23 protein-coding genes are annotated in these 24,187 nt (G+C 67.6%); 7 read left to right on the forward strand and 16 right to left on the reverse strand.

Translation table 11 applies throughout. The features are described 5' to 3' along the window. Window positions 1–28: 28 nt before the first annotated feature. The gene (locus ACZ3HV_RS14000) at window positions 29–988 is read left to right on the forward strand and encodes an HpcH/HpaI aldolase/citrate lyase family protein (RefSeq protein WP_360372614.1); all 960 of its coding nucleotides are present in this window, start codon (window positions 29–31) and stop codon (window positions 986–988) included. Here the strand turns inward: ACZ3HV_RS14000 and ACZ3HV_RS14005 are convergent. Together ACZ3HV_RS14005 and ACZ3HV_RS14010 are read right to left on the reverse strand one after the other, a co-directional pair. Next, complete coding sequence (locus ACZ3HV_RS14005; RefSeq protein ID WP_465684213.1) at window positions 985–1,605, reverse strand: VOC family protein; 621 nt, start codon at window positions 1,603–1,605, stop codon at window positions 985–987. The two genes, ACZ3HV_RS14000 and ACZ3HV_RS14005, sit on opposite strands and share 4 nt — an antisense overlap. A gap of 40 nt (window positions 1,606–1,645) precedes the next feature. Beyond that, the gene (locus tag ACZ3HV_RS14010) at window positions 1,646–2,296 is read right to left on the reverse strand and encodes a peptidylprolyl isomerase (RefSeq protein ID WP_465684215.1); all 651 of its coding nucleotides are present in this window, start codon (window positions 2,294–2,296) and stop codon (window positions 1,646–1,648) included. Window positions 2,297–2,416: 120 nt separating this feature from the next. Between ACZ3HV_RS14010 and ACZ3HV_RS14015 the strand changes: the two genes are divergently transcribed. Both ACZ3HV_RS14015 and ACZ3HV_RS14020 read left to right on the forward strand, forming a co-directional pair. After that, the gene (locus ACZ3HV_RS14015) at window positions 2,417–3,859 is read left to right on the forward strand and encodes a serine/threonine-protein kinase (protein ID WP_465684217.1); all 1,443 of its coding nucleotides are present in this window, start codon (window positions 2,417–2,419) and stop codon (window positions 3,857–3,859) included. 112 nt (window positions 3,860–3,971) lie between these two features. Next, on the forward strand, window positions 3,972–5,171 hold the full coding sequence (locus tag ACZ3HV_RS14020; protein ID WP_465684219.1) for an acyl-CoA dehydrogenase family protein: 1,200 nt from the start codon (window positions 3,972–3,974) through the stop codon (window positions 5,169–5,171). Window positions 5,172–5,241: 70 nt separating this feature from the next. Here the strand turns inward: ACZ3HV_RS14020 and ACZ3HV_RS14025 are convergent, their stop codons facing one another. Continuing rightward, window positions 5,242–5,943, reverse strand: coding sequence for an ArsR/SmtB family transcription factor (locus ACZ3HV_RS14025; protein WP_465684221.1), 702 nt, complete (start codon window positions 5,941–5,943; stop codon window positions 5,242–5,244). 514 nt (window positions 5,944–6,457) lie between these two features. Further along, window positions 6,458–7,567: a magnesium and cobalt transport protein CorA gene (locus tag ACZ3HV_RS14030; protein WP_465684223.1), complete on the reverse strand. Its 1,110-nt coding sequence runs from the start codon at window positions 7,565–7,567 to the stop codon at window positions 6,458–6,460. A gap of 76 nt (window positions 7,568–7,643) precedes the next feature. Between ACZ3HV_RS14030 and ACZ3HV_RS14035 the strand changes: the two genes are divergently transcribed. Then, window positions 7,644–8,195 carry a YflT domain-containing protein gene (locus ACZ3HV_RS14035; RefSeq protein WP_360372594.1) on the forward strand — a complete coding sequence of 184 codons (552 nt, stop codon included), beginning with the start codon at window positions 7,644–7,646 and terminating at the stop codon, window positions 8,193–8,195. 99 nt (window positions 8,196–8,294) lie between these two features. Further along, a complete protein-coding gene (locus ACZ3HV_RS14040) occupies window positions 8,295–8,822 on the forward strand; it encodes a MaoC family dehydratase (RefSeq protein ID WP_465684766.1) in 528 nt (175 codons plus the stop codon). A 61-nt stretch (window positions 8,823–8,883) separates the two neighbouring features. Here ACZ3HV_RS14040 and ACZ3HV_RS14045 read toward each other — a convergent pair whose 3' ends face one another. From ACZ3HV_RS14045 to ACZ3HV_RS14060, 4 genes are all read right to left on the reverse strand, one after another. Then, a complete protein-coding gene (locus tag ACZ3HV_RS14045) occupies window positions 8,884–10,191 on the reverse strand; it encodes an alpha-L-fucosidase (protein WP_465684225.1) in 1,308 nt (435 codons plus the stop codon). Between the two features lie 18 nt (window positions 10,192–10,209). Continuing rightward, window positions 10,210–11,064 carry a carbohydrate ABC transporter permease gene (locus tag ACZ3HV_RS14050; RefSeq protein ID WP_465684227.1) on the reverse strand — a complete coding sequence of 285 codons (855 nt, stop codon included), beginning with the start codon at window positions 11,062–11,064 and terminating at the stop codon, window positions 10,210–10,212. Then, window positions 11,054–12,001 carry a carbohydrate ABC transporter permease gene (locus ACZ3HV_RS14055; RefSeq protein ID WP_465684229.1) on the reverse strand — a complete coding sequence of 316 codons (948 nt, stop codon included), beginning with the start codon at window positions 11,999–12,001 and terminating at the stop codon, window positions 11,054–11,056. The genes ACZ3HV_RS14050 and ACZ3HV_RS14055 overlap by 11 nt, the downstream gene beginning before the upstream one ends. 121 nt (window positions 12,002–12,122) lie before the next feature. Next, a complete protein-coding gene (locus ACZ3HV_RS14060; RefSeq protein WP_465684231.1) occupies window positions 12,123–13,394 on the reverse strand; it encodes an ABC transporter substrate-binding protein in 1,272 nt (423 codons plus the stop codon). A gap of 196 nt (window positions 13,395–13,590) precedes the next feature. Between ACZ3HV_RS14060 and ACZ3HV_RS14065 the strand changes: the two genes are divergently transcribed. After that, on the forward strand, window positions 13,591–14,355 hold the full coding sequence (locus ACZ3HV_RS14065; protein ID WP_465684233.1) for a FadR/GntR family transcriptional regulator: 765 nt from the start codon (window positions 13,591–13,593) through the stop codon (window positions 14,353–14,355). Here the strand turns inward: ACZ3HV_RS14065 and ACZ3HV_RS14070 are convergent. Genes ACZ3HV_RS14070 through ACZ3HV_RS14095 form a run of 6 tightly spaced genes read right to left on the reverse strand, consistent with a single transcriptional unit; the run spans window position 14,258 to window position 21,773 of the window. Next, window positions 14,258–16,066, reverse strand: a complete 1,809-nt coding sequence (locus ACZ3HV_RS14070; protein ID WP_465684235.1) for a GH39 family glycosyl hydrolase — start codon at window positions 16,064–16,066, stop codon at window positions 14,258–14,260. The genes ACZ3HV_RS14065 and ACZ3HV_RS14070 overlap by 98 nt on opposite strands. Window positions 16,067–16,083: 17 nt before the next feature. Further along, on the reverse strand, window positions 16,084–17,658 hold the full coding sequence (locus tag ACZ3HV_RS14075) for a glucoamylase family protein (protein ID WP_465684237.1): 1,575 nt from the start codon (window positions 17,656–17,658) through the stop codon (window positions 16,084–16,086). 16 nt (window positions 17,659–17,674) lie between these two features. Next, window positions 17,675–18,487: a carbohydrate ABC transporter permease gene (locus ACZ3HV_RS14080; RefSeq protein WP_465684239.1), complete on the reverse strand. Its 813-nt coding sequence runs from the start codon at window positions 18,485–18,487 to the stop codon at window positions 17,675–17,677. Further along, the gene (locus ACZ3HV_RS14085) at window positions 18,487–19,428 is read right to left on the reverse strand and encodes a carbohydrate ABC transporter permease (protein WP_465684241.1); all 942 of its coding nucleotides are present in this window, start codon (window positions 19,426–19,428) and stop codon (window positions 18,487–18,489) included. Before ACZ3HV_RS14085 ends, ACZ3HV_RS14080 begins: the two co-directional genes overlap by 1 nt. 5 nt (window positions 19,429–19,433) lie before the next feature. Continuing rightward, entirely contained in the window at window positions 19,434–20,729 is a 1,296-nt protein-coding gene (locus ACZ3HV_RS14090) for a sugar ABC transporter substrate-binding protein (protein ID WP_360365834.1), read from the reverse strand. A 21-nt stretch (window positions 20,730–20,750) separates the two neighbouring features. Next, on the reverse strand, window positions 20,751–21,773 hold the full coding sequence (locus tag ACZ3HV_RS14095; protein ID WP_360365836.1) for a LacI family DNA-binding transcriptional regulator: 1,023 nt from the start codon (window positions 21,771–21,773) through the stop codon (window positions 20,751–20,753). Window positions 21,774–21,901: 128 nt separating this feature from the next. Here ACZ3HV_RS14095 and ACZ3HV_RS14100 point away from each other — a divergent pair, with 128 nt between their 5' ends. Next, entirely contained in the window at window positions 21,902–22,477 is a 576-nt protein-coding gene (locus ACZ3HV_RS14100; RefSeq protein WP_465684244.1) for a histidine phosphatase family protein, read from the forward strand. Window positions 22,478–22,527: 50 nt separating this feature from the next. Here the strand turns inward: ACZ3HV_RS14100 and ACZ3HV_RS14105 are convergent, their stop codons facing one another. After that, complete coding sequence (locus ACZ3HV_RS14105; protein WP_465684246.1) at window positions 22,528–23,484, reverse strand: hypothetical protein; 957 nt, start codon at window positions 23,482–23,484, stop codon at window positions 22,528–22,530. Between the two features lie 142 nt (window positions 23,485–23,626). Further along, the gene (locus tag ACZ3HV_RS14110; RefSeq protein ID WP_465684248.1) at window positions 23,627–24,184 is read right to left on the reverse strand and encodes a TetR/AcrR family transcriptional regulator; all 558 of its coding nucleotides are present in this window, start codon (window positions 24,182–24,184) and stop codon (window positions 23,627–23,629) included. Window positions 24,185–24,187: the final 3 nt, after the last annotated feature.

Consider the following 24,187-nt stretch of genomic DNA (forward strand, 5'->3'; position numbering starts at 1 on the left):
GGTGGGTAACCGAGCGGAGGTCGCAGCGATGTCTGAGCAGGTCTTGCGGAGCAGAAGGTCGTGTCTGGCCACGCCGGGGTCGAACCCGCGGTTCCTGGCCAAGGCGAAGGGACTCGACGCGGACCAGGTGTTCCTCGACCTGGAGGACTCGGTCGCGCCGATCGCCAAGGTGGACGCGCGCAAGAACATCGTCGCCGCGCTGAACGAGGGCGGCTGGGGGACCAAGATCCGCGTCGTCCGGGTGAACGACTGGACCACCGAGTGGACCTACGCCGACGTGATCGAGGTCGTCGGCGGAGCCGGCGCGAACCTCGACTGCATCATGCTGCCGAAGGTGCAGACCGCCGAGCAGGTGGTCGCGCTCGATCTGCTGCTCACCCAGCTCGAGAAGGTGCACGGGTACGAGCCCGGCCGGATCGGTATCGAGGCGCAGATCGAGAACGCGCTCGGCCTGACCAACGTGAACGCGATCGCCACCGCGTCGCCGCGGGTGGAGACGATCATCTTCGGCCCGGCCGACTTCATGGCGTCGATCAACATGAAGTCGCTGGTGGTCGGCGAGCAGCCGCCCGGGTACGACGTCGGCGACGCGTACCACTACATCCTGATGCAGATCCTGATGGCGGCGCGGGCGCACGGCAAGCAGGCGATCGACGGTCCGTACCTGCAGATCAAGGAGGTCGACGGCTTCCGCCGCGTCGCCGGCCGCTCGGCCGCGCTCGGCTTCGACGGCAAGTGGGTTCTGCATCCCGACCAGATCGCCGCCGCCAACGAGGTCTACTCCCCGCGCCAGGAAGACTACGACCACGCAGAGAACATCCTCGACGCCTACGACCACTACACCTCGGCCGCCGGCGGTGCCCGCGGCGCGGTGATGCTCGGCGACGAGATGATCGACGAGGCCTCCCGCAAGATGGCGCTCGTCATCTCCGCCAAGGGCCGCGCCGCCGGCATGACCCGCACCGACATCTGGCAACCGGCCGACTAAGGGCCGACCTGGGCCATGATCGCGAGCAGGTGACCGTCGGGGTCGGGGAAGAACGCCATCCATTCCTCGACCCCGTTGTCGTGCTTGTGGATCAGGTGCGGTGCCTGCTCGAACTCGACACCGCGGCCGCGGAGTTCGTCGTACGCCGATTGGATGTCGTCGACCCGGAAGTACAGGCATGACGGCTCACCGCCGGCGGACTCCTCGGTCGCGCTCAGGAACAGCCGCGTCCCGCCACAGTCGAAGAACGCCAGGTCCCCGAACGTGTACAGGTGCGGCAACCCCAGCACCTTGCCGTAGAAGTCGGCCGCGGTCTGGATGTCGCTGACCGGGCGGGCGATCTGCCCGATCGCACCTAGCTGCAGGCTCATGTCCGGGTCTCCTTGTCGTCGCAGAGCACTGTCCGCGGGCACACCACGCCAGCTGCGAAGCTCGGCCCGGCGCTCCAGGCCGAGCTTCATCAGCGCGTTCGCGACATGGAACTTCACCGCGTCGGCACTCACCCCACGCCGCCGCGCGATCTCCCGGTTCGGCATCCCGTGCCGCACCATGTCCACCACCTGCCACTCGGCCGGTGTCAGCACGTCCGGGTGCCGCGGTCTTCCACGTCTGCCCACGACCTCAAGCTAGCGCCGCGGGCCCCGAATTACCCTCCCCTCAGTGCGCCCAGACCTTGTCGATCCGGATCGGCTTGACCGGCGGGCCGTCCTGGTCGGGGTCGGCGATCCCGGCGGCGACCATCCGGTCGAAGGTGGACATCCCGGCGATCACGTGGCCGAGGACGGTGTAGTTCGGGGCGATGTTGGCGAAGGAGTGGACCACGAAGAACTCGGATCCGTTGGTGCCCGGGCCCTGGTTGCCATAGGCAACGGTCCCGCGCGGGTAGGTCTCCTGGCCGGTGACCTCGTCGGGGAACTTGTACCCCGGACCGCCTTCCTCCTGGCGGTAGATGTCACCACACTGCAGTACGCCGAGCCGCGCCGAGTTCGTCAGCCGGAAGCACTGCGTGAAGTCGTAGAACCGGCTCTTCACCAAGTGCACGAAGTTGTGCACGCCACACGGTGCGTTGGCCCGGTCCATCCGGACGACGAACGGTCCGTAGTTGGTCACGAAGTACACATCGACCGTGCCCTTCGCCCGAGCATGCGCGGACGGGATCCGGACCGGTTTGGCGGCAGGGTTCTCCGGGGTCGGGGTGAACTCGCACTTCACCACCGGCTTCGAAACCGGGGCGGCGGAAGCGGGAGTCGTGGTCAGCGTCGCGGCGACCAGGGTGGCCGCGATCAGGGCGGTAAGTGATCGCTTCATCAGCACAACGTAGTACTTCGGTCGCTCTGTGCAGAGGTTCTGCAAGCTTTCGATCCAGAACTCGCTCTCACACGCCTCGCTTGCCTAAGGTGTTGCGGTCCACTGCGGAAGGTGTGGTGTGTGAACGGCGAGGTATTCGCAGGGCGGTACCGGTTGCTGACCCTGCTGGGCAGGGGTGGCGCGGGTGAGGTGTGGCAGGCCGAGGACACCGTTCTCGCCCGTCAGGTGGCGGTCAAACTGCTGCGCCGGCTCGAAGGCGACCCGATGGACGCGGTTGCGCGGTTCCGGGCCGAGGCCCAGGCGGCCGCTCGGCTGATGCATCCGAACGTGGTGGCGACGTACGACGTCGGCACTGAGGGTGAACACGTGTTCCTCGTGATGGAACTCGTGTCCGGGCCGGATCTGGCCAAGCTGATGCGTACGGCGGGTCTGCCGAGCGCGCAGCTGGTCACCGACATCGCCACGCAGGGTGCGCGCGCACTTGACGCCGCTCACGGCGCGGGGATCGTGCACCGCGACGTGAAGCCGGGGAACCTGCTGCTGGCGCCGGACGGCACGCTCAAGATCACCGACTTCGGCATCGCGAAGAGTGCGGGCACCGAGACGACCGGTCTGGGCGTTCTGCTCGGTACGGCGTCCTACGTCTCGCCGGAGCAGGTTCGTGGCGAGCCCGCCACTCCTGCCAGCGACTGGTACTCGTTCGGCTGCGTCCTGCACGAACTCCTGACCGGCACACCCCCATTCACCGGCCCGACAGTCGACGTGGTGATGCGCCAACACCTCGACGCACCGCCACCGCCCATCATGCGTACCGACGTACCGCCTGAGCTGGGCGACCTCATCGCTCACCTGCTCGCCAAGGACCCGGCAGATAGGCCGTCGTCCTCCGGTGAGGTCGTCGAGCTGCTGACAGCGTCCAGCAGGACGCAGGTGCTGGCGTTCACGCCACCTGCGGCCGCGGACGTGCTCGGAGTGGGCAAGTGGGAGGAAGAGCCCGAGGAGCTTGCCGAAACCGGGACTCACCGGGCGCCGGGCCGGACGTTCCCGTTGGCGAAGGTGGGCGTGGCCGCGGCGGTGGTCGTCGCCGGTGTGGTGGGCGCACTGCTGTTGCGGGCGGGTGTGACGAACGATGCGCCCGCGCAGGCCGGTGGGACGCCGTCGGCGCCGGTCGTGCAGGCGACCAGCGCTCCGAAGACCACACCGAGGCCGACGCCCACAAAGACTCCGTCGAAGAAGCCGACGCCGAAGCCCACTCCGAAGGAAACGCCGAATCCCCAGGCGGTGCTGGTGTCGACGTTGCGCACACTGGCTGCCCAGGTGCGTGCGACGCAGCAGGGGAGCCAGAGCAAGGCCCCGCGTGAGGCGGCGCGCGACCTGGACCAGGCCGCGGAGGCACTGGACCACGGCGACACCGAGGCCGCGGCGAAGCACTTCTACGAGGCCAGGCAACGGCTGGTCGAGGCGCAGCAGCGCCACCGGTGGCAGGCCACTGCGCAGATCGCAGCCCTCTTCGCCACTGTCGGGCGCGCGTTGCCGCGCCCGGACGGATCAGCGAACGAGTGAGGCACGCGACCTTCGTCAGGTGGCCGGAGTCACAGCGGGTGTCACCCTCGTGCCGGGATGCTGATATTCGCGATACTCGCGGGTAAGGCATCTCGACGCGAAGGAGCCGAGGATGAGCAGGTTGCAGCAGACCGACGGGCTGACCGACATCCAGGAGGAGATCCTGAAGACGGTCCGCGCCTTCGTCGAGGCGGAGATCCTCCCGGTCGCCACCGAGCTCGAGCATCGCGACGAGTACCCGACCGAGATCGTCGAGGGCCTGAAGGAGCTCGGCCTGTTCGGCCTGATGATCCCCGAGGAGTACGGCGGCCTGGGCGAGTCGCTGCTCACCTACGCGCTGTGCGTCGAGGAGATCGCCCGCGGCTGGATGAGCGTGTCCGGCATCATCAACACCCACTTCATCGTCGCGTACATGCTGCTCCAGCACGGCACCGACGAGCAGAAGCAGAAGTACCTGCCCCGGATGGCGACCGGCGAGGTCCGCGGCGCGTTCTCGATGTCCGAGCCGGGCTGTGGCTCCGACGTGGCCGCGATCAAGACCAAGGCGGTCAAGGACGGCGACGCGTACGTCGTCAACGGCCAGAAGATGTGGCTGACGAACGGCGGCTCGTCGAACCTGGTCGCCGTCCTCGTGAAGACCGACGAAGGTGTTGAAGACACAGCCTCGGTCTACCGCCGCATGTCCACGTTCCTCGTCGAGAAGGAGCCCGGCTTCGGCGAGGTCGACAAGGGCCTCACCGTTCCGGGCAAGATCGAGAAGATGGGCTACAAGGGCGTCGACACCACCGAGCTGGTCTTCGACGGCTACCGGATCGACGCCGGCCAGATCCTGGGCGGCGTACCGGGCAAGGGCTTCTACCAGATGATGGACGGCGTCGAGGTCGGCCGGGTGAACGTCGCCGCCCGCGGTTGCGGCGTTGCCAGGCGGGCGTTCGAGCTCGGGATCTCGTACGCGCAGCAGCGGGAGACCTTCGGCAAGAAGATCGCCGAGCACCAGGCCGTGCTGTTCCGGCTGGCCGATATGGCGGTCAAGGTCGAGGCCGCGCACGAGCTGATGGTGAAGGCGGCGCGGAAGAAGGACTCCGGCTCCCGCAACGACTTCGAGGCCGGCGTGGCGAAGTACCTGGCCAGTGAGTACTGCGCTCAGGTCGTGGAGGACTCGTTCCGCATCCACGGCGGCTACGGGTTCTCCAAGGAGTACGAGATCGAGCGGCTCTACCGCGAGGCGCCGATGCTGCTGATCGGCGAGGGTACGGCGGACATCCAGCGGATGATCATCGGCCGCCGGCTCCTCGAGGACTACAAGCTCTGAAACCGGCCGGCACGCTGGGCCGACGGGCGGGGCGGTGCCAGTCGGCGTCCAGCGTGCGGCGGGGCAGGGTCTAAGCGGTGATGCGGGTCGGGGCCGGTCGGGTGCGGCCGGAGCCGGAGAGCAGCCAGATGCCCAGCTGGGTGATCTCGTGGCGGACGGAGGCGCCGGCGCGGCGGGTGGTGATCAGGCCGGCCCCGCGCAGCACTGTCGCCTGATGGCTGGCCGCGGCCGGGGAGATCTTGCAGTGCCTGGCCAGCTCGGTCGTCGTACAACCCGTCACCGCCGCCTCCAGCGCGGCGGCCCGGGTCGAGCCGAGCAGTGAGCACAGCGGGTCGTTCGACGAGGTTGCCTCCAGCGACGCCTGCCGCAGGATGCCGGGAGCGTGCTGGATCGGATACACCAGAATCGGCGTGAGTTCCGGATCCCGCAGCTTCGTCGGCACCTGCCAGCAGAACGCCGACGGCTGCAACTCGATCCCCCTGCCATCGAGGTACAGATCGCGGTCGTTCAGATCGAGCACCTGCAGCACCGGCGCGACCCACCGCACCCGCGGGTGCAGCGACGAGAGCAGCCGGTCCACCCCGTGCCGGGCCAGCGCCTCCCAGCGGTGCGCGTGATCGGCGGACACATGCGTCCCGATCGACTTCCAGTACGGCGCGATCGCGGCATCGTGATACGTCCGGATCGCCCGGCCGAGCTTCTGCAGCGACGCCCGGTTGCCCTGCGCCAGCTCCCGCGTCCACGGCGACACCGGCCGGTACTTGCTCAGCATCGAGCTGATCGCGGATCTGCCGGCGCGGTGTCGCCAGGGTCATCTCCAGCGCGGTCTCGAAGTCCGGGCCGGCCTCGGCCGGCGTCAGGAAGTCGGGGGAGCAGCCCTTCGGCGGCGTCAGCTCCAGCAATAACCGCATCTGGTCCGGGGCCACCGTGGCCCGGACGTGAAGGCGCCAGTCCTCGAAGATCAGCCGGCCGTCGGACTGCTGCAGCATGTGCAGACTCAGCAGCACCTCCCACAGCGGAGCGGGAGTGGTGGCGACCGTGACCCGCGCCAGATCACGTGGCGTGAAATGAATCCGGAGCACAAACCCTCCCTTGCTGCCGAAGCGTCTCGACATCCCCCGCTACCGTCGGTCGCAGACTGTGGTGGCCTGCTGACCGAACGCGATGGGGCATTCAACCAAGGGGTCAATCGGTCCACAACCGTTTGAACATTCCAAACGGGTGGTACTCGCGGCCATGGCAGAAGGTTGCCAAGTCAGGCGTTACGCGGTAGTGGAACTCCGGCCTCAGAGCCAGTGGTTTCGCTTGAACAACCGGTAAAGCACGGTGCACGCGGTCAGCATCACGCCGAGGACGACGAAGTACGCGTACTTCAGCCGCAGCTCCGGCATGTAGTCGAAGTTCATCCCGTAGATGCCGGCGATCACCGTCGGCACCGCAAGGATCGCCACCCAGGACGAGATCCGCCGCATGTCCTCGTTCTCGGCCACCTGCACCTGGGCCAGCCCGGCCTGCAGGATCGAGCTGAGCAACTCGTCGAACGAGATGACCTGTTCCTTCACCCGCAGCAGGTGGTCGTCGACGTCGCGGAAGTAGTTCCTGGTCTCGTCCGCGATCAGCGGGTGCCGCAGCGTCGACAGCGCGCGCATCGGTCCGGTCAGCGGAGCGACCGCCCGCTTCAGCTCCAGCACCTCGCGCTTGAGCTGGTACACCCGGTCGATGTTCCGCCAGCCGCGGGGAGTGAACATCTCGGTCTCGATCAGGTCGATATCGGCCTGGACTGCCTCCGTGACCTCCAGGTACCTGTCCACGACATGGTCGGCGATGGCATGCAGTACGGCGCCCGGACCGAGGGACAGGCGCTTCGGCTCCTTCTCCAGGTTCTGCCGCAGGCCCGCCAGCTCACTGTGCTCACCATGGCGGACCGTGACCACGAAGCCCGGCCCACAGAAGACCATCACCTCGCCCGTCTCCACCACCTCACTGGTGGCGGTCAGATCCCCGTGCGGGACGTATCGAACGGTCTTGAGTACGGCGAACAGAGTGTCGTCGTACCGCTCGAGCTTGGGGCGCTGGTGGGCCTCCGAGGCGTCCTCGAGCGCCAGAGCGTGCAGACCGAACTCCTTGCCGATGATGGCCAGCTGGTGATCGGTCGGCTGGAACAGACCGATCCAGACAAACCCCTGGCCGCGCCGCGCCCGGGCCAGCGCCTCCGTGTAGGAGTTGGTCCGGCCGTCGCGGTGACCGTCGCGGTAGAAGCCCCAGTCGACCAGAGCGCCGTCCAGTTTGCCGCTGGCGACCAGATCCGCCGGGACCGGGCCGTCACCGCCCGCACGCCGGGCGAAGACTCGTCCCATCCGGCGTGTCGCGCCCATGTCCCACCGTCGCCCGGCCATCACCGGCGAGGCTATCAAGACGCGGTAACCAGCCGTCGGCAATGATGGGGGTGGAAGCACGTGGAGAGGAACGACGATGACCACGCAGGGCATGCCCTCGATGGACCCCCGGCCGAGCGGCCTGACGATCGGAACGTACGACACCTACCGGGAGGCGCAGCGCGCTGTCGACTACCTCTCGGACGAGAAGTTCCCGGTCGAGCACACGACCATCGTCGGCAACAACCTCCGTCAGGTAGAGAAGATCACCGGTCGGCTCACCTGGGGCCGGGCGCTGACCGCGGGCCTGGCCAGCGGTGCCTGGTTCGGTCTGTTCGTGGGCCTGCTGCTGGGCCTGTTCACGACCGGTAACTGGCTGGTCGCGCTGCTGACCGGTGTGGTGCTGGGTGCCTTCTTCGGACTGGTGTTCGGCGGCCTCAGCTATTCCCAGTCGGCCGGCCGCCGGGACTTCACCTCCCGGACCGCGGTGGTGGCGACGACGTACGACGTACTGTGCGACTTCAAGTTCGCCGAGGAGGCACGCAACCACCTGGCCAAGCTGGCACTCAAGGGCGAGGTGAACCCACGGTTGCCGGAGCAGCCGATCCAGCAGCCCGTCCAGCAGCAACTGCAGCAGCCGCACGACTGAGCGGCCGGGTGACCAAGGTCTCGCCCGGTTGAGAGCTAGACCACGCGCGGGCTACTGCCCAGTCACCTCATCTTTCGGCAGCATGGCCCTCGGGGACACCTGACAAGGAGCCGAGAGATGCAGTTCGGGCGTAGCTACGAGGAGTTCGAGGTCGGTGCGGTCTACAAGCACTGGCCGGGCAAGACGGTGACCGAGTACGACGACCACCTGTTCTGCCTGCTCACCATGAACCACCACCCGCTGCACCTGGACGCGAACTACGCAGGCGAGACCACCCAGTTCGGCAAGAACGTTGTGGTGGGCAACTACATCTACTCGATCCTGCTCGGCATGTCGGTCCCGGACGTGAGCGGCAAGGCGATCGCGAACCTGGAGATCGAGTCGCTGCGGCACGTCGCGCCGACCTTCCACGGCGACACGATCTACGGCGAGACCGTCGTGCTGGACAAGTGGGAGTCGAAGTCGAAGGACGACCGCGGCGTCGTCCACGTCGAGACCAAGGGCTACAAACAGGACGGCACCGTCGTCTGCCTCTTCCGCCGCAAGGTGATGGTCCCGAAGAACAACTACCTCGAAGCCCGCGGCGGCGAACAACCCGGCCGCCCGGTCCCGATCGACCGCGACTGAGACAGACGAACGGCCTGTCCGGTGAGGGGGAACCGGGCAGGCCGTCGTCAACCGCGGACGGTCAGCTCAGGAAGAGCTCGATCACAGGGACCAGCGTGTTGGGCTTCTGGATCGGGAGTTTCAGGGTGAGGGTCTCCGTGGAGACGCCGCCCATGGTGGTGTTCTGGGCCTGTTGGTGCGGGTCGCTGACGATGCGCTTGATCTCGGAGGCGTCGTTCAGGAGCTGGGCGTATTTGACCTTGCCGGCCAGGCCCTGCAGGTGGATGTGACCCATCGGCCAGGAGAACAGGTGCAGGTACAGCCGGTCGCCCTTCTGGGTGAAGCGGCAGTCGACAGGCGCGGCGTACTCGGCCGGCCGGGCGCCGCGGATCGAGCGCTCGTGCAGCCGCATCCACTCGCCGATCGACGACAGCGTGGCCAGCGCCCGCGGGTCGAACTCACCCCGGCCGGTCGGGCCGACGTTCAGCAGCAGGTTGCCGTCCTTGGAGACGGAGTCGACCAGCATCTTCACCAGCGTCTCCGGTGACTTCCAGTCCAGGTTGTCCCGGTCGTAGCCCCAGCTGCCGTTGAGCGTCTGGCATGCCTCCCACAGCACCGGCTGCCCGTCGCGCATCATCGGCCCGTCCGGCTGGTACTGCTCCGGCGTGACGAAGTCGCCCGGGATGTCGAGCCGGTCGTTGATCAGGATGTCCGGCTGCAGCTCCCGGACCATCGCCATCAGTTCCTCGGACCGCCACTCGTCGCGGCCCTTGCCGTTGCCCGGTCCGGGCAGACCGTCTTCGCGGTTGCGGTTCGGGTAGGAGAAGTCGAACCACATGATGTCGATCGGGCCATAGTTGGTGAGCAGCTCACGCGTCTGCGCGTGCAGGTAGTCGGCGTACACCTGGACGTCCCGGCCGGCAGCCTTGGCCTGCGCCTCCTCGTCGTACCGCTGCGGGTGGACGACGTCGATCGGGAACTCCGGGTGGTGCCAGTCGATCAGCGAGTGGTAGAAGCCGACCCCGAGCCCTTCGGCCCGGCAGGCCTCGACGAATTGGGCGACGAGGTCCTTGTCCTTGCCCCACGCCGTCTTCGCGACCGTGTAGTCCGACACCTCGGAGTCCCACAGGCAGAAACCCTCGTGGTGCTTGGTCGTGAGTACGGCGTACTTCATGCCGGCGCCGCGGGCCGCGCGGGCCCACCCGCGGGGGTCGTAGAGGTCGGGCTCGAAGTGGTCGAAGTACGGCTGGTAGTCCTCGTCGGTCAGCCGCTCGCGGTTCTTCACCCACTCGTGCCGGGCCGGCAGCGAGTACAGGCCCCAGTGGACGAACAGGCCGAACCGCCAGTCGCGGAACTTCTCGACGGAATGCGCGGGAGGCGCGTCGGTCATCTCAGATCTCCTTAAGAGTTAACGGCCGCCCAGACCGGTGACGAGCAGGCCGCGGACAAGGTGTTTCTGCAGCAGGATGACGAGCAGAACGGTCGGAATCATGGCCATGATCGACGCCGCCATCATCAGGTTCCACTGCGTGCCCTGCTGCCCGGCGAACTGCGCCAGGCCGAGCGGCACGGTGCCCTTGGTCTCGACGCTGTTCACGATGATCAGCGGCCACAGGAAGCTGCCCCAGAAGCTGATGAAGGTGAAGACGGTCAGTACGGCGATCGCCGGCCGCGCCAGCGGCAGCATGATCCGCAGGAAGGTGCCGAACGGTCCGCACCCGTCCACCCGGGCCGCCTCCTCCAGCTCGGCCGGGACAGTCAGGAAGAACTGCCGCAGCAGGAACGTGCCGAACGCGGTGAACGCCCAGGGCAGGATCAGTGCCCAGTAGCTGTCCACCCAGCCGAGCGACTGCATCAGCCAGTACATCGGCACGATCAGCACCTCCTGCGGCACCATCAAGGTGCCCAGGAACAGCACGAACAGTTGCTCACGGCCCCTGAACCGCAACCGGGCGAAGGCGTACGCCGACAGGCTCGAGGCAATGACCACCACCAGGGTCCCGGCCAGTGCCACGAACAGGCTGTTCAGGAAGTAGCGGCCGAACGGCGCGAACGTGAACGCGTCGACGTAGTTCTGCCAGCGGATCTCGGAGCCGAACAGATGCGGTGTCGGCGTGAACACCTCGTCCGCGGGCTTCAGTGAGGTGGACACGGCGTACACCAGCGGCCCGAGGAACAGGAGCGCGACGATGATCAGCAGGACGTGGGAGACACTGCTGCGGATGCGGCGGCCGGTCACTGTGACCGCGGTTTCAGACGTCATAGTTCACCCACCTGCGCTGCCCGACGAACTGGATCGCGGTGATGGCCATGATGATCACGAACAGCACCCAGCCGGCCGCGGACGCCAGGCCCATGGTGAGGAACTGCCAGCCCTGGTTGTAGACGTACATCACGATCGTCTGGGTGGACACGCCCGGACCGCCCTGGGTCAGGATGAACGGCTGCGCGAACACCTGGAACGAGGTGATCAGCGTCATCGTGGTGGCGAAGAAGATCGCCGGCGTGATCATCGGCCAGGTGACGTACCGGAACCGTTGCAGCGGGCCGGCGCCGTCGATCTGCGCCGACTCCAGTTGCGACTGCGGCACCTGGTCGAGCGCGGCGGAGAAGACCAGGAAGTTGTAGCCGAAGCCCTGCCAGACCGACATCGCCACGATCGCCGGCATCGCCCAGGTGGACGAGCCGAGGAAGTTCGGCGCGTTGATGCCGAACCAGCTCTGCATCGCGCTGTCGATCAGGCCGCCGGGCTGGAACAGCAGCTTCCAGACCATCGCGTTGGCCACCATCGGCGTCATCACCGGAATGAAGAACAGCACCCGGAACGCCTGCCGCCCCTTGATGTGCGGGCCGACCCAGGTTGCGAGCCCGAGCGACACGACCACGTTCAAAGGCACGTACAGCACCACGAACAGGACCGTGTTCAGCACCACCCGACGGAACACCGGGTCGTGCAGCAGGTGGGTGTAGTTGTCGATGCCGAGGAACGTGCGCTCGCCGAACACCGGCCAGTCGAACAGGCTGATCCCCAGTGCCATCGCGGTCGGGAACAGCGTGAACACGGCCAGCCCGGCCAGGCTCGGGGCCAGGAAGACCCCGGCGTGCCGGCCGTCCCTTCGTAGCGCGGGCCGCCGCCCCGCCCGGGCGTCGCCCGAAGGCGGCGCACCGAGCGGAGCAACGGTGGTGGTGTTCGTGGTCATGGGGCCTCCCGGCCTGGACTGATGAGCGCAGGGAGCGAAGCGACCGGAGCGACGAGGGAAGGCCGGGAGGCAACGCCCCATGACCCCGCCGGCGCCGAAGGCCCGGCCATGTGCAGAGCCATCAGGATCCGGCGCCTGCCTGGTCCTGGATGGTCTTCAGGGCCTGGTCGGGCGGGATCTCACCGTTCAGGGCCTGGGTCCCGAAGCGGCTGAGCAGGTCGGCGACCTGGACCCAGTTCTTCGAGGTGACCAGCGCGACCGAGTTCTCCGACGCATAGTCGATGACCTCCTTGGCCTCCGGGATCTTCGCGGCGGTGAACCAGGCCGGGTGCGCGGCGGTGCGGGCCGGGTACGCGCGGCCGGCCGCGGCCAGCGTGGTCAGCGGCTTCTCACTCGTCATCGACTGGATCGCCTGGAACGCGGCGTCCGGCGTCTTGCAGGACCGGGAGATGCCGAAGCCCGAACCGGCGGTGTAGGTCTTCGAGCCGTCCGGACCGGCGGGGATCGGCGCGATCCCGAGGTCGAACTTGACCTTGCCCATGGTGTCGATCAGCGACCACGGACCGTTGAGCTGCATCGCCGACTTGCCCGAGACGAACTGGGTGGTCTCGAAGTCGGTGTTGCCAGCCGGCACCTGCGGCGCGATCTTGTCGGTGCGGACGAAGTCCGTGTAGCCCTGGAAACCCTCCTCGAACTTCGGATCGGTGAGGTTGAGCTTGCCGTCGGCCAGCGGCTCCGCCCCGGTCTGGGTCCGCACCCAGGACGTCACACCGAGGTCACCAGGAGCTGTCACCAGACCGGTCTTACCGGCCGCGGTGAGCTTCTTCGCGGCTGCCTTGAACTCGTCCATCGTCCAGCCCGGCTTCGGATTGGGGATGCCGGCGGCCTTGAACATGTCCTTGTTGTAGAAGATCACCATCGGGCCGGAGTCGTACGGGATCGCGATCTGCTTCCCGTCCACCTTCAGCCCGTCCATGATCGGCTTGTCGAAGTCCTCGGCCTTCAGGCCGTACTTCTTCATCAGGTCGTCCAGCGGCAGCATCGCGCTCGCGTACGACGCGGTCCGCAGGCTCTGCATGCCGATGATGCAGGGCGCCTTCCCGCTGGCCAGCAGGGTGCCGATCTTGGACCAGTAGCTGTTCCAGTCCGTGCCCTGGAGCTTGACCGTGATGCCGGAGTGGTCGGTATGGGCCTGGTCCGCGACCTTCTGCCACGCGGCCTGGTCCTCGGTACCACCGATCCAGAACTGCCAGGTCAGATCGGCCTTGTCGGCCGAACCGGAGCTACTGCTGCTGCCGTCGTTACCGCCCCCACAGGCGGCCACGGCTGTGAGTGCCAGCACCGACAGGGCGGCGGTGGCCCAGCGGCGAGCCCGCGCTGGTGTTCCTTTCATTGCTGACCTCCAGGGACAGATCTGGTTCAAAAGTCGTGCTAGTCATCCGATCTATATGCCGAAGCCTTGACATCAGTCAACAGTTCGTGTCCTTAATTCAGGGTCGAAAGTCACGCCTAAGCGTGAAAAGACGCCCAGACATCCGATGTATGAAGAGCGGACATCGGATGTTTCGTAGCTGTGCGAGGAGGGGTGTGTGCGGGTTACCGACGAAGCGATCGACCGGATCAAGCAGATGATCGTGACCGGCGAACTGCGGCCCGGCGACCGGTTGCCGCGCGAGTCCGACCTGGCCGCGCGCCTCGGCCTGTCCAGGAGCTCGTTGCGCGAGGCGGTCAAGGCGCTCGCGCTGATCCGGGTGCTGGAGGTCCGGCAGGGCGACGGGACGTTCGTGACCAGCCTGGACCCGTCGCTGCTGATGGAGACGATGGGGTTCGTCCTGGACCTGCACCAGGACGCGTCGGTGCTGGAGTTCTTCGAGGTACGGCGGATCCTCGAGCCGGCCGCGGCCGCCCGGGCCGCGCTGCGGATGGCCGACGAGGACATCGCCGCGCTGCGCAAGCTGCTCGACGACCTCGGCCCGGAGCCGGCGGTGGAGGATCTACTGACCAGCGACGTGGAGTTCCATCGGCTGGTCGCGGTCGGCAGCGGCAATCGGGCGCTCGCCTCGATCATCGACAGCCTGCGCCAGCCGACCTACCGGGCCCGGATCTGGCGCGGCCTGACCCAGACCGACGCCGTCACCCGGACGCTGGCCGAGCATCGGGCCATCCTCGACGCGATCGAGGGGCGCGAGCCCGAGGTGGCCAGGTCCTGGGCGACGGTGCACATCGCCGGCGTGGAGCGCTGGATCCAGGAAGCGGTCAATCTTGACGACGAGGAGTCAGCTCCAGCAGAACTGCGGAAGGCATCGGGAGGGTCAGTTCGACCGCTCCGTCGCGTAACTCCAGTGGAGTACTGACCAGCTTGCTCCGTTCGGCCAGCTCGGCCAGTTGCTCGGCGGTCGGCCAGTCGCCGACGCCGAGTTCGCCGGCGGCGGTGGCCAGGTCACCGGCGCCGATACCGAGCGTGGTGGCGGTGGCCCGCCAGGACGGATCCACAGCGGGCAGCTGCACGTGGACCCTCCTGGACAGTTCGGGAGCCCCGGCGGCCTTGGTCTGGTCGAGGGTGAGATTCCACAGCAGTACGGCGATCTGGTCGCGGTCCCGTGATGCCCAGGCCTCGACCAGACTCCCGCCGCCGTCACCGCTCAGCGTCACCGGCAGCTCGACCGGCCCGAGCCGGCTCAGCAGGCTCATCGCGTGGAAGCGCGGTTTCGCCAGCCCACCAACGGTTTGCAGCCCGAAGCCGCCGTGCAGGAACTTCGGTGGGCGACCCAGCTCCTCGAAATGGTCCGAGGCGACCCAGTACGCGAGCGCGTCGACCCGTCCGGCCGCCGATCGCATCCCGCGCAGCAGGAACACCCCGGAGAAGACCGAGTCGTTGATCGGGTTGAAGTGCGTCGGCGTCACACCCCACTCGGTCCACAGGATCCGCGCGTCACCGAACCCGTGCCGATCCAGCGATGCCTGTACGTCGAGAGGTGGTGAGCCGTAGGTGTGCGTCGACACGAAGTCCACCGGTGAGCCCTGAGCCGCGGCGTGGGCGAGCAGATCGTCGACCCACCCGGCCGCGGCCGACGACGGACCGCCGACCGCGAGCCGCTCGTCCACCGACTTCACGGCCGCCGCGGTCGCGTCGTACAGGTGCATCCATTCGGCCTTGGTGCCGGACCAGAAGACCTCCAGGTTGGCCTCGTTCCAGACCTCGAAGTCCCAGGTCAGCACCTCGTCGAGGCCGTACCGCTCGACCAGATGCCGGACGAGCGCCTGCACCAGGTCGTGCCAGGCCTCGTACGACTTCGGTGGTGAGATGATCGCGCCGTACTCGAAGACCGTCTTGGACGGATCGCTCGCCAGTTCGCGCGGCATGAAACCGAGCTCGACGACCGGCCGGAGTCCGATCGTGAGCAGCTTGTCGTAGACCGTGTCCACGACCGAGAAGTCGTACCCTGACGGGCCGAACACGTGCGTGTCGTCGTGGAAGATCGCGTGCGCCCGGACCGTCCGGACCCCGATCTCGTCGTGCATCCGCCGCAGCGCCTGCTCGAGCTCGACACCGATCTCGTGCTCGCCGGTGCGGTCCGTGCAGAGCAGCTGGCTGAGCCGCTCGCTGCCGACCATCGGCACCCACGGCCTGGCCAGCTCGGTGCCCTCGGCAACCGCATCGACCGTCACGCCGACCACGGGAACCGTGCCGTCGGCAACCAACGGTACGGCGCCGACGACCGGGCCCGGCCGGCCGCTGACCGTCACCTCGGGCACGCTCGCGACCGCGTAGCGGTACGGCGTCCCCGGGGTGATCGTGGTATCGACGTACGGCGGTGCCGGGACCGACAGGATGTCGCCACTGTGGTGATCGACCGGCTCGAGCGGGCCGCGTTCGCCGGTGCCCCGCAGGATCAGGTACCCGGCGGCGCCGTCCACCGGTGACCAGTCGATCGTCACCTGGCCGACGCCGCCGACCGCGGTGACCTCGTTGGGTGGATCGAGGTCGGGGAAGGTGAAGTCACGTTCCTCGTCACTGCGAACCGCGATCCGGGCGTCCCAGTCGGTCTTCGCGTCGTGCTGCATCAAGAGGTCTCCTGTGGTTATTCGAGGCCGGATTCGAACTGCTCCATCGCGATCAGCGGCCGGATCCGTTGCTCGACCGTCCGGCCGGCGAAGTTGCGCCGGATCAGGTCGTTGCCGAACACGTTGCCGATGGCACCCAGAACCATCGCCTGGTCGAGGGCGAGGTAGCGCTTGGCGATCAGGCCCGACTTCACCGCGACCGAGTCGTAGAAGCCGCCACCGCCGTACGCGTGCAGGTTCGTCTCGATCCGGCTCAGGTTGTCGATCGCCTGCCGCGGGGCGTACGACATCGCGAGGAACGCGGCGTGCGGGGTGACCACGCCATCGCCGTACGTCGGGTTCGGGTTGGTGCCCTCGCGGCAGCCTTCGAACCCGGCGTCGAAGTTCGTCGCCTCCAGGTCGGACGGGTAGCCGCCCGGGTCCATCCCGATCGCCTCGACGCCATAGACCGAGTACCCGCCCTTCGGGTTCGAGGCGGGGGAGAAGCCCCAGTAGCCGTACTTCGCGTCGTCCAGACCGTGCTCGATGTGAGCGCGGACCGTCAGCGGGTGGTTGAGACCCCAGCTGCGCGGCGCCCAGGTCGACTCGGGGACGAACAGGTCGGGCATCAGCGACTCGAACATGTCGCCGCCCCAGGACGGTACGAGCCGCATCCCACGGTAGGAGTAGGTGCCCTCGAAGACGTCCAGGCCGAGGTACGTCCGGTGCACGCCCTTGGGCTTCTGCTCCACCCACGACCAGTCGCACGAGTCCGGGAAGGTCCGGTAGGTGGCGAAGTACTGCGTGTGCGGGACCTGTCCGAGTGCGAAGCCGACGTACCCGGCGATCCGGGCCTCGGTGTTGCAGGTGTCGTAGTGGAACTTGCGGTAGTACACGTCCGGACCGGTGCCGGCGTGGTTGCCCTTGTCGGTTTCCTCGTCCGGCGGTGGCGTCTCGAAGAAGCCGCCGCGCATCAGTCCGCCGGGCCGGGCCGCGGGGTTGTAGTAGTAGGCGAAGTTCATCTTGTTCAGCAGGGACTCCGCCAGCGCCCGAGCCCGCGGCTCCGCGTTGCGGACCACCATCAGGGCACACGCGAGCCAGCCGTTGTCGACGCTCGACACGAACGGCGTGATCGCCCTGGTCCCGTCCGGGTCGGTGTAGCGCACCTCGCCGGTGGCCTCGTCGTACCAGTTGAAGAACATGCCGCTCGGCTCGTGGTGGTCGGCGTTCTTCAGGGTGGTGAGCGTCTGGGTGATCCTGCGCAGCGACTCCTGCGGCGAGATGATGCCGAGGTGGCGGGCGACGACCGTACTCCACAGGTAGCCGCCGATGTTGGTGGGCGAGGTGTAGTTGCTGCGCACCGGATTCGTGACGGACTCGCCGATGTTGTCGGCGGGCAGGCCGGTGTGCTCGTCGGTCATCGCGACCATGCTGCGCCAGGTGTCTCTCGCCCACCGCCCGACCAGGGCTTTGTCTTCACGGCTCGGCGTCCATCCTCCCTTCAACAGCTCCGCGGGTGAGGGCGTTCCACCGAAGGCGGGGGTGGCGGTTCCGATCAGGGTGGCTGCGCCGGTGGCGGCGAGCAGGGTGCGGCGACTGATGTTGGCGGTCATCTTGTCTCCAGACGGTCTATTTGAGGCCAGTAATGGCTATGCCCCGGGTGACGTGGCGCTGGAAGGCCAGGAACATCACCAGCACCGGTACGACGACCACGACCGCGCCGGCCATCAGCAGGCCGAAGTTCTGCGCGTTCTGTCCGGTCGAGTACAGCGCCAGGGCGACGGGGAGGGTGTACTTGTCCTCGGTCTGGGCGATCACCAGCGGCCAGAGGAAGTTGTTCCAGGACCCGAGGAAGGTCAGGATGCCGAGCGTGGCGAGCGCGGGGCGGGTCAGCGGCAGCATGATCCGGGCGAAGATGCCCAGCTCACCGCTGCCGTCCACCCGGCCGGCGTCCATCAGATCGTCCGGCAGCCCGAGGAAGAACTGCCGCATCAGGAACACGCCGAACGGCGAGACCAGGAACGGCAGGATCAGGCCGGGGTAGCTGTTGGCCAGCCCGGCGTTGGTGACGAGTACGAACAGCGGGACGAACGTGACCATGCCCGGGATCATCAGGGTTGCCATCACCAGCACGAAGAGCGCGTTGCGGCCCTTGAACCGCAGCTTGGCCAGTGCGTAACCGATCATCGAGCAGAAGGTCAGGTTCCCGGCGGTCACGACCAGCGCGACGATCGTCGAGTTGAGGAAGTAGCGCGGGAAGTTCGCCTTGCTGAACAACGAGGAGTAGTTCTCGGTGGTCGCGTCCTGCGGCCACCAGGTCGGCGGGACACGGAGCAGTTCGCCCTGCGTCTTGAAGCTGCCCAGCACCATCCAGAGGAACGGCGCCGCGACGGCGACGAGGCCGAGCACGCCGACCAGGTAGATCCACCAGGTGCGGCGCATCACTTCTCCCTCAACAGCCGGAACTGGATGAACGTGATCACCGCGATGACGACGAACAGGATGTACGCCATCGACGTGGCCAGGCCGTAGTTGCCGAAGCCGAACTGCTGGTAGGTGAACATCGACACCGAGATCGTGCTGTTCAGCGGACCGCCCTGGGTCATCACGAACGGCTCCTCGAAGAACTGCAGGTAGCCGATGCCGGTGGTCACGCTGGTGAACAGGATCGTCGGCCGGAGCAACGGCAGGATCAGGAACCTGAATCGTTGCCAGGGGCCCGCACCGTCGATCTGGCCGGCCTCCTCGACCGACTGCGGGATGCCCTGCAGCCCGGCCAGGAAGATGATCATCGCGGAACCGAAGTTCCGCCAGACCGCCATCGCGATCAGCGACGGCATCGCCCAGGTCTTCGACGCCAGCCAGTTCGGGCCGTCGATACCGACCCAGCCGAGCACGGTGTTCAGCAGGCCGGAGTCCGGCGACAGCACGAACCGCCAGATCACCGCGATCGCGACGATCGACGTCACCACGGGGAGGTAGTAGCCGACCTTGAACAGCGCCTGGAACCGCTTGACTCCTCGATCGAGCAACACCGCGGCGGCCAGCGCGACCACCAGTGTCAACGGCACCCCGACCACCACGAAGTACGCCGTGTTGAACGCGGCCTTCTGGAACGTCTCGTCCGACAACGCCTTCACATAGTTGTCGAACCCGACCCCGTCGACCGCGAACGGCGTCCGCAGATCCCGCTGCCGCATGTCGGTGAAGCTCATCCCCAACGACCCGAGCACCGGCCCGGCCGTAAACGCGAGGAAGAGCACCACGAAGGGAAGAACGAGGATCCAAGCGGCGGCGGTCTCTTTGGTGATCCTCCGTCGCGGGCGCCCAGGCGGCGGCGTACGCCGTACCGCCTGGGACCGCGTGTCCGTGAGGGTAGACATCAGGCTCAGCTACCGCCCGTGCCGATCGACGTCGCCTTGGTCTGGATGGCCTTGGCCGTGTCCGCGGGGGACTGGCCGGCCTTCGCCATCTTCTCGATCTCGGCGTCGAACGCGGTCGCGACCTGCTCCCAGTTCACGATCGCCGGCGGCGCCTTGGCGTCCTCGAGCTGCTTGCCGAACACCGGCAGCAGCGGGTCGGACGCGATGCTCTGGTCCTGCCACGCGCTCTTCACCGCGGGCAGGTCGGACGACAGCTTGAACCACGAGGCCTGCGTCTTCGCGTCCGACAGCCACTTGACCAGCTTCCAGGCGCTGTCCTTGTTCTTCGACGACTTGAACACGACGAAGTCCGAACCACCGACGAACGACGTCGATGTCTTGTTCTTCGGCAGCAGGAACACTCCGATGTTCGGCTTGATCGCTTCGCCGCCGGCCTTCGCCACCGACCCGGCCATCCAGGGCCCGGAGATGAACATCGGCACCTGACCGTTGACGAACTGCGCCTCGGTCTGGTTCGGCGGCAGGTCGGTACCGGCCAGCTTCTCGGTGAAGAAGCTCTGGTAGTACTTCAGCCCTTCCTGCATCTCCGGCGTGTCGAAGGTGAACTCCTTCTGGTCGTCGCCGGTGATGTTCGCGCCGGCCGACCAGGCGAACGGCATCACGGTCTGCCAGGACCCCGCGCCACCCGGCTGCAGGTTGATCCCGTACTTGGCGCCGGCCTTCTCCTTCATCGCCTTGGCCATCGCCTTCAGGCCGTCCCAGTCGGTCGGCGGCGTGCTGAAGCCGGCCTTCGCGGCCAGGTCCTTGCGGTAGAACACCAACCGCGTCTCGACGTACCAGGGCACGCCGTACTGGGTGCCGCCGACCTTCGTGGTGTCGAGCGCGCCCGGGTAGAAGCCGGAGTTGTCGAAGCCCTGCGGCGTCGGGTCGAGCGCGCCGAGGTCGGCGAACTCGCCCATCCAGGTGGTCCCGACCATCGCGAGGTCCGGCGTCGACTGCGCGGTGATCGCGGTGGTGAACTTGTTGTGCGCGGCGTCCCACGGGATCGGCGTGACGGTCACGTTCACGCCCGGGTTGGCCTGCTTGAACTGCTCCAGCAGCTTGGGCAGGTTCTCGCCCTCGGTGCCCATCGCCCACACGGTCAGGTTGCCGGTGGCGGGCCCTTCGCTGACGGTGGTTGTCGCCTGTGCCCCTCCGCTGGGAGAATCCTCGGACCGGCCGCACCCCGCGAGTGCGAGGGCCGTGGCCGTCAGCGCAGCGCTGCCGATCACCAGCCGGCGGCGGATGCTGTGGGTGAACATTCGTTGTCTCCTCACTCGGAACTACTTCTGCATCCCCCGGTTCGTGCCGCAGCTGTCCCGCAGCACGAGTTGTGTCGCCAGTACGTCGTTCCGCGCCCGGGTGCGTTCCCCGGTCACGCGTTCGTGCAGTCGTTGCGCGGCCAGCCGGCCGAGCTCGATCATCGGCTGCCGCACGGTCGTCAGCCCCGGCGACACGTACCGTGCCGCCATCACGTCGTCCCACCCCGTCACCACGATGTCGCCCGGTACGTCGAGCCCGCCGGCCGTGAAGCTGGTCAGCACCGCGAGCCCGAGCTCGTCGTTGGCGCAGACCAGTCCGGCCGGCCGTTTGTTTGCCTTGAGCATCTTTTCGGCGACCGCGCGACCGGCCTCCTCGGTCAGTGGCACGCGCTCCGGTTTCGGCACCGCGAGCCCGCGCGACTCGTGAGCTTTCGCGAACCCGGCGTACCGCTCGGAAACGTCGTACGAGCTGGCCGGATCACCGACGAACAGCAGGTTGGTGCGACCGTGGTCGAGCAGCCGTGTCGTCAGTGACTCCGCGCTGGTCGCGCTCTCGCTGCGGACCGAGTCGCAGCCGGTGAGCGGCGGATGCGCGATCAGCACCAGCTGGACGCCGGCCTTGCGCAGGCCCTGGATCGTCGGCAGGTCCAAAGCGTTGCCGTGGACAACGATCCCGTCGACCCGCCCGGCCAGGTCGCGGACGCTGCGGCGGGGATCGGGGTTGCCGTGGGTGACGGTGATGACGACGCTTTGGCCGTGCTCGCCGGCCCAGCGCTCGTACCCCATCAGTAGGTCGCCGTAGAACGGGCCGGCCAGGTCGGGCAGCACGAGCCCATGCGCCTCGTGCCGTTGTACCGCCAGGCTGCGGGCGGCGCGCAGCGGTACGTAGTTGAGCTCCTGCGCCGCCTGGTCGACCCGCGCTCGTGCCTTCTCCGACACCGGTCCAGTCCCTTGCAGGACACGCGAAACCGTCGCGATCGACAGCTTCGCCCGGGCCGCGACGTCGTAGATCGTCGCCGGCCGGCCGGTCGTTCCAGATGCCACGTGCTCGCTCCTGGTGGTCAGAGTGGAAGCGCTTACAGTTTTAGACCCTGCCCTGTCCCGGGTGGATCGGTCAAGGCCTCGTCGCCGATCTGCGACCATACGGGCTTGTCATTTGCGACCATGGAAGCGTGACCACACACGAGCGCGAGGACCAGCTCTTCCTGATCCGGCACGGTGAGACCGAGTGGAGCAAGTCAGGCCGGCACACGTCCGTCACCGACCTTCCGCTGACGCCGGACGGGGAGCGCGTCGCGGCGGGGTTGAAGCAGCGGCTGGCAGGGGAGAAGTTCGACCTGGTACTGACGTCACCCCGGCAGCGAGCCCGGCGTACGGCGGAACTCGCGGGGTTCCCGGATGCCGAGGTCGACAACGACCTGGTCGAGTGGGACTACGGCGACTACGAAGGCATCACCACCGCGGAGATCCGCAAGACCGTGCCCGGCTGGACGGTCTGGGCCGACCCGGTACCCAACGGCGAAACCCCCGCCCAGGTCGCCGCCCGCCTGGACCGCGTCAACACCCGCATCGCCGCCGTCCCCGGCGACGTTCTCGTCTTCGGCCACTCCCACGCCCTCCGAGCCCTCACCGCCCGCTGGCTCGAACTCGACGTCACCGAAGGCCGCCACTTCGTCCTCAACACCGCCACCGTCTCAGTCCTAGGCTGGGAACGAGGCTCCCCCGCCATCCACCACTGGAACGCCTGACGCTTTGCGGAACATTGTGGTCGGTGGGTGGCAGTGAAGTTCCGGAAACCTCAGCGCACCGGGCAGGTGGGGCTGCAGGGGTTGGCGGTGAGGGTGGGCAGGGTTCGGCGGAGTACGTCGAGGACCTGTACGGCGGCCGCGCACGGGCGGTACGTGATGTCGAACCATCCGTAGCGCAGCGTGGACTCGGCACGCAGGGTTGCGCGGTTGTCCCGGTCCAGGTCGCGCCAGCGTTGGTGAGGTGCGAGGTGGAGACGCCCGTCGAGCTCGACCACGAGCTCGAATCCGTCGTAGAAGACGTCGGTGAACTCGCGATCCACCGCCCGCTGCCGAACACCGATCGGCAACGCATGCCGTCGCTCCACATCTCGCAGATACCGGAGCTCGAGTAGCGAGTGGGTCCCGGAGGCGACGTCGGTGAGGATCGGTTGCAACAGCCGCCGATGACGCAGCCGCGGGCGATCGGCCAGCGCACGCATGATCTCCGCGGGACTGACACGGCCGCTCTGGCATGCCTCGGCGATGACAGCGGCTGCCTGGTCCACCGAGCTGCTGACCCCGACGATGTCCAGTACGGCGTCCGCGGGCGTTCGCCGTGGTGGTACGACCGAGGCGAGGCGGTCGGCCCAGTACTCGTCGCGGTGGATGACGACCGTCGGTCGCGGCCGGACCTTGCGGCGTACCGGAATCGTCACGTGGACGGGACGGTTGCTGTCCGGTTTGATCAGACCGAGTTGTTCCGCGGCGGTGTAGTGGCTCCAGGCTGCTTCTGGCCCGGCGTACAGCAGGGCCGCCAGCAGCTGCTCGACATATCCGATCGGTCCGGTGTGCGTGGCGTAGACGCCCGGATGAACCGCCTGCCAGCGCCGGTTCCGCAACGGCTGCCGGATCCTGGCCTCCGTCCATCCGGCCGACTGCAGTTGGATGCGGGACACGATCCGGTTCTGGTCGTGGATCAGGGCGTGAATGCCGACGTCCGCCAGTTGCCGCCTCCACCACCAGTCCATCCACCCAAGCCTGACGGATTTCCCTCCACCCCGCCGACCCCCTTGTGGATAACCCCCGCCGGCTGCAGGAGTGGTCAGGTTTGCGGAACATAAATGGGGGCTCTTGGCGGCTAATTGTTACCGCAAACCTCGGCTGCCGCGGTTAGGCGGAGGTGATGAGGGTGACCAGGAGGTCTGCGCGGAGTTGGGTGTGGGTGGGGCGGAGGCGGGCGCCTCGACTGAGGGTGGCTTGGCCGTGGAGGGCGCTCCAGAAGACTTCGGTGAGGGTTTCGGGGTCGGTGGCGGCGAAGGGTTCTACACCGGCTCGGATTTCGTTGAAGGCGTCATTGAGGGCGGCGGGGCTGTCGGCGGCGCCGAAGACCAGGTCTGTGCGGCGGACGAAGATCGCGTCGTAGACGGCGGGGTGCTCTTCGGCGTACGTGAGGTAGGCCTGGGCCAGTCCGCGGAGACCGTCGCGGGTGCGGCCGTCGTGGAGCGCCGCGGTCAGCTCGACGACGCCCTCGAGGGCAACGGCGCCGGCGATGGCGTGCATGTTCTTGAAGTGGCCGTAGAGGACGGGCTGGCTGTAGTCGACGGCTTCGGCCAGGCGGCGGGTGGTGACGGCGTCCCAGCCTTCGGTTTCGGCGAGGTCCCGGGCGGTGCGGACGATCAGGTCGCGACGATCCTCGCGGGCGCGCTCCCGGCGTGACGGTGTCGGCATAGA

Source organism: Kribbella sp. NPDC020701, assembly GCF_055562215.1.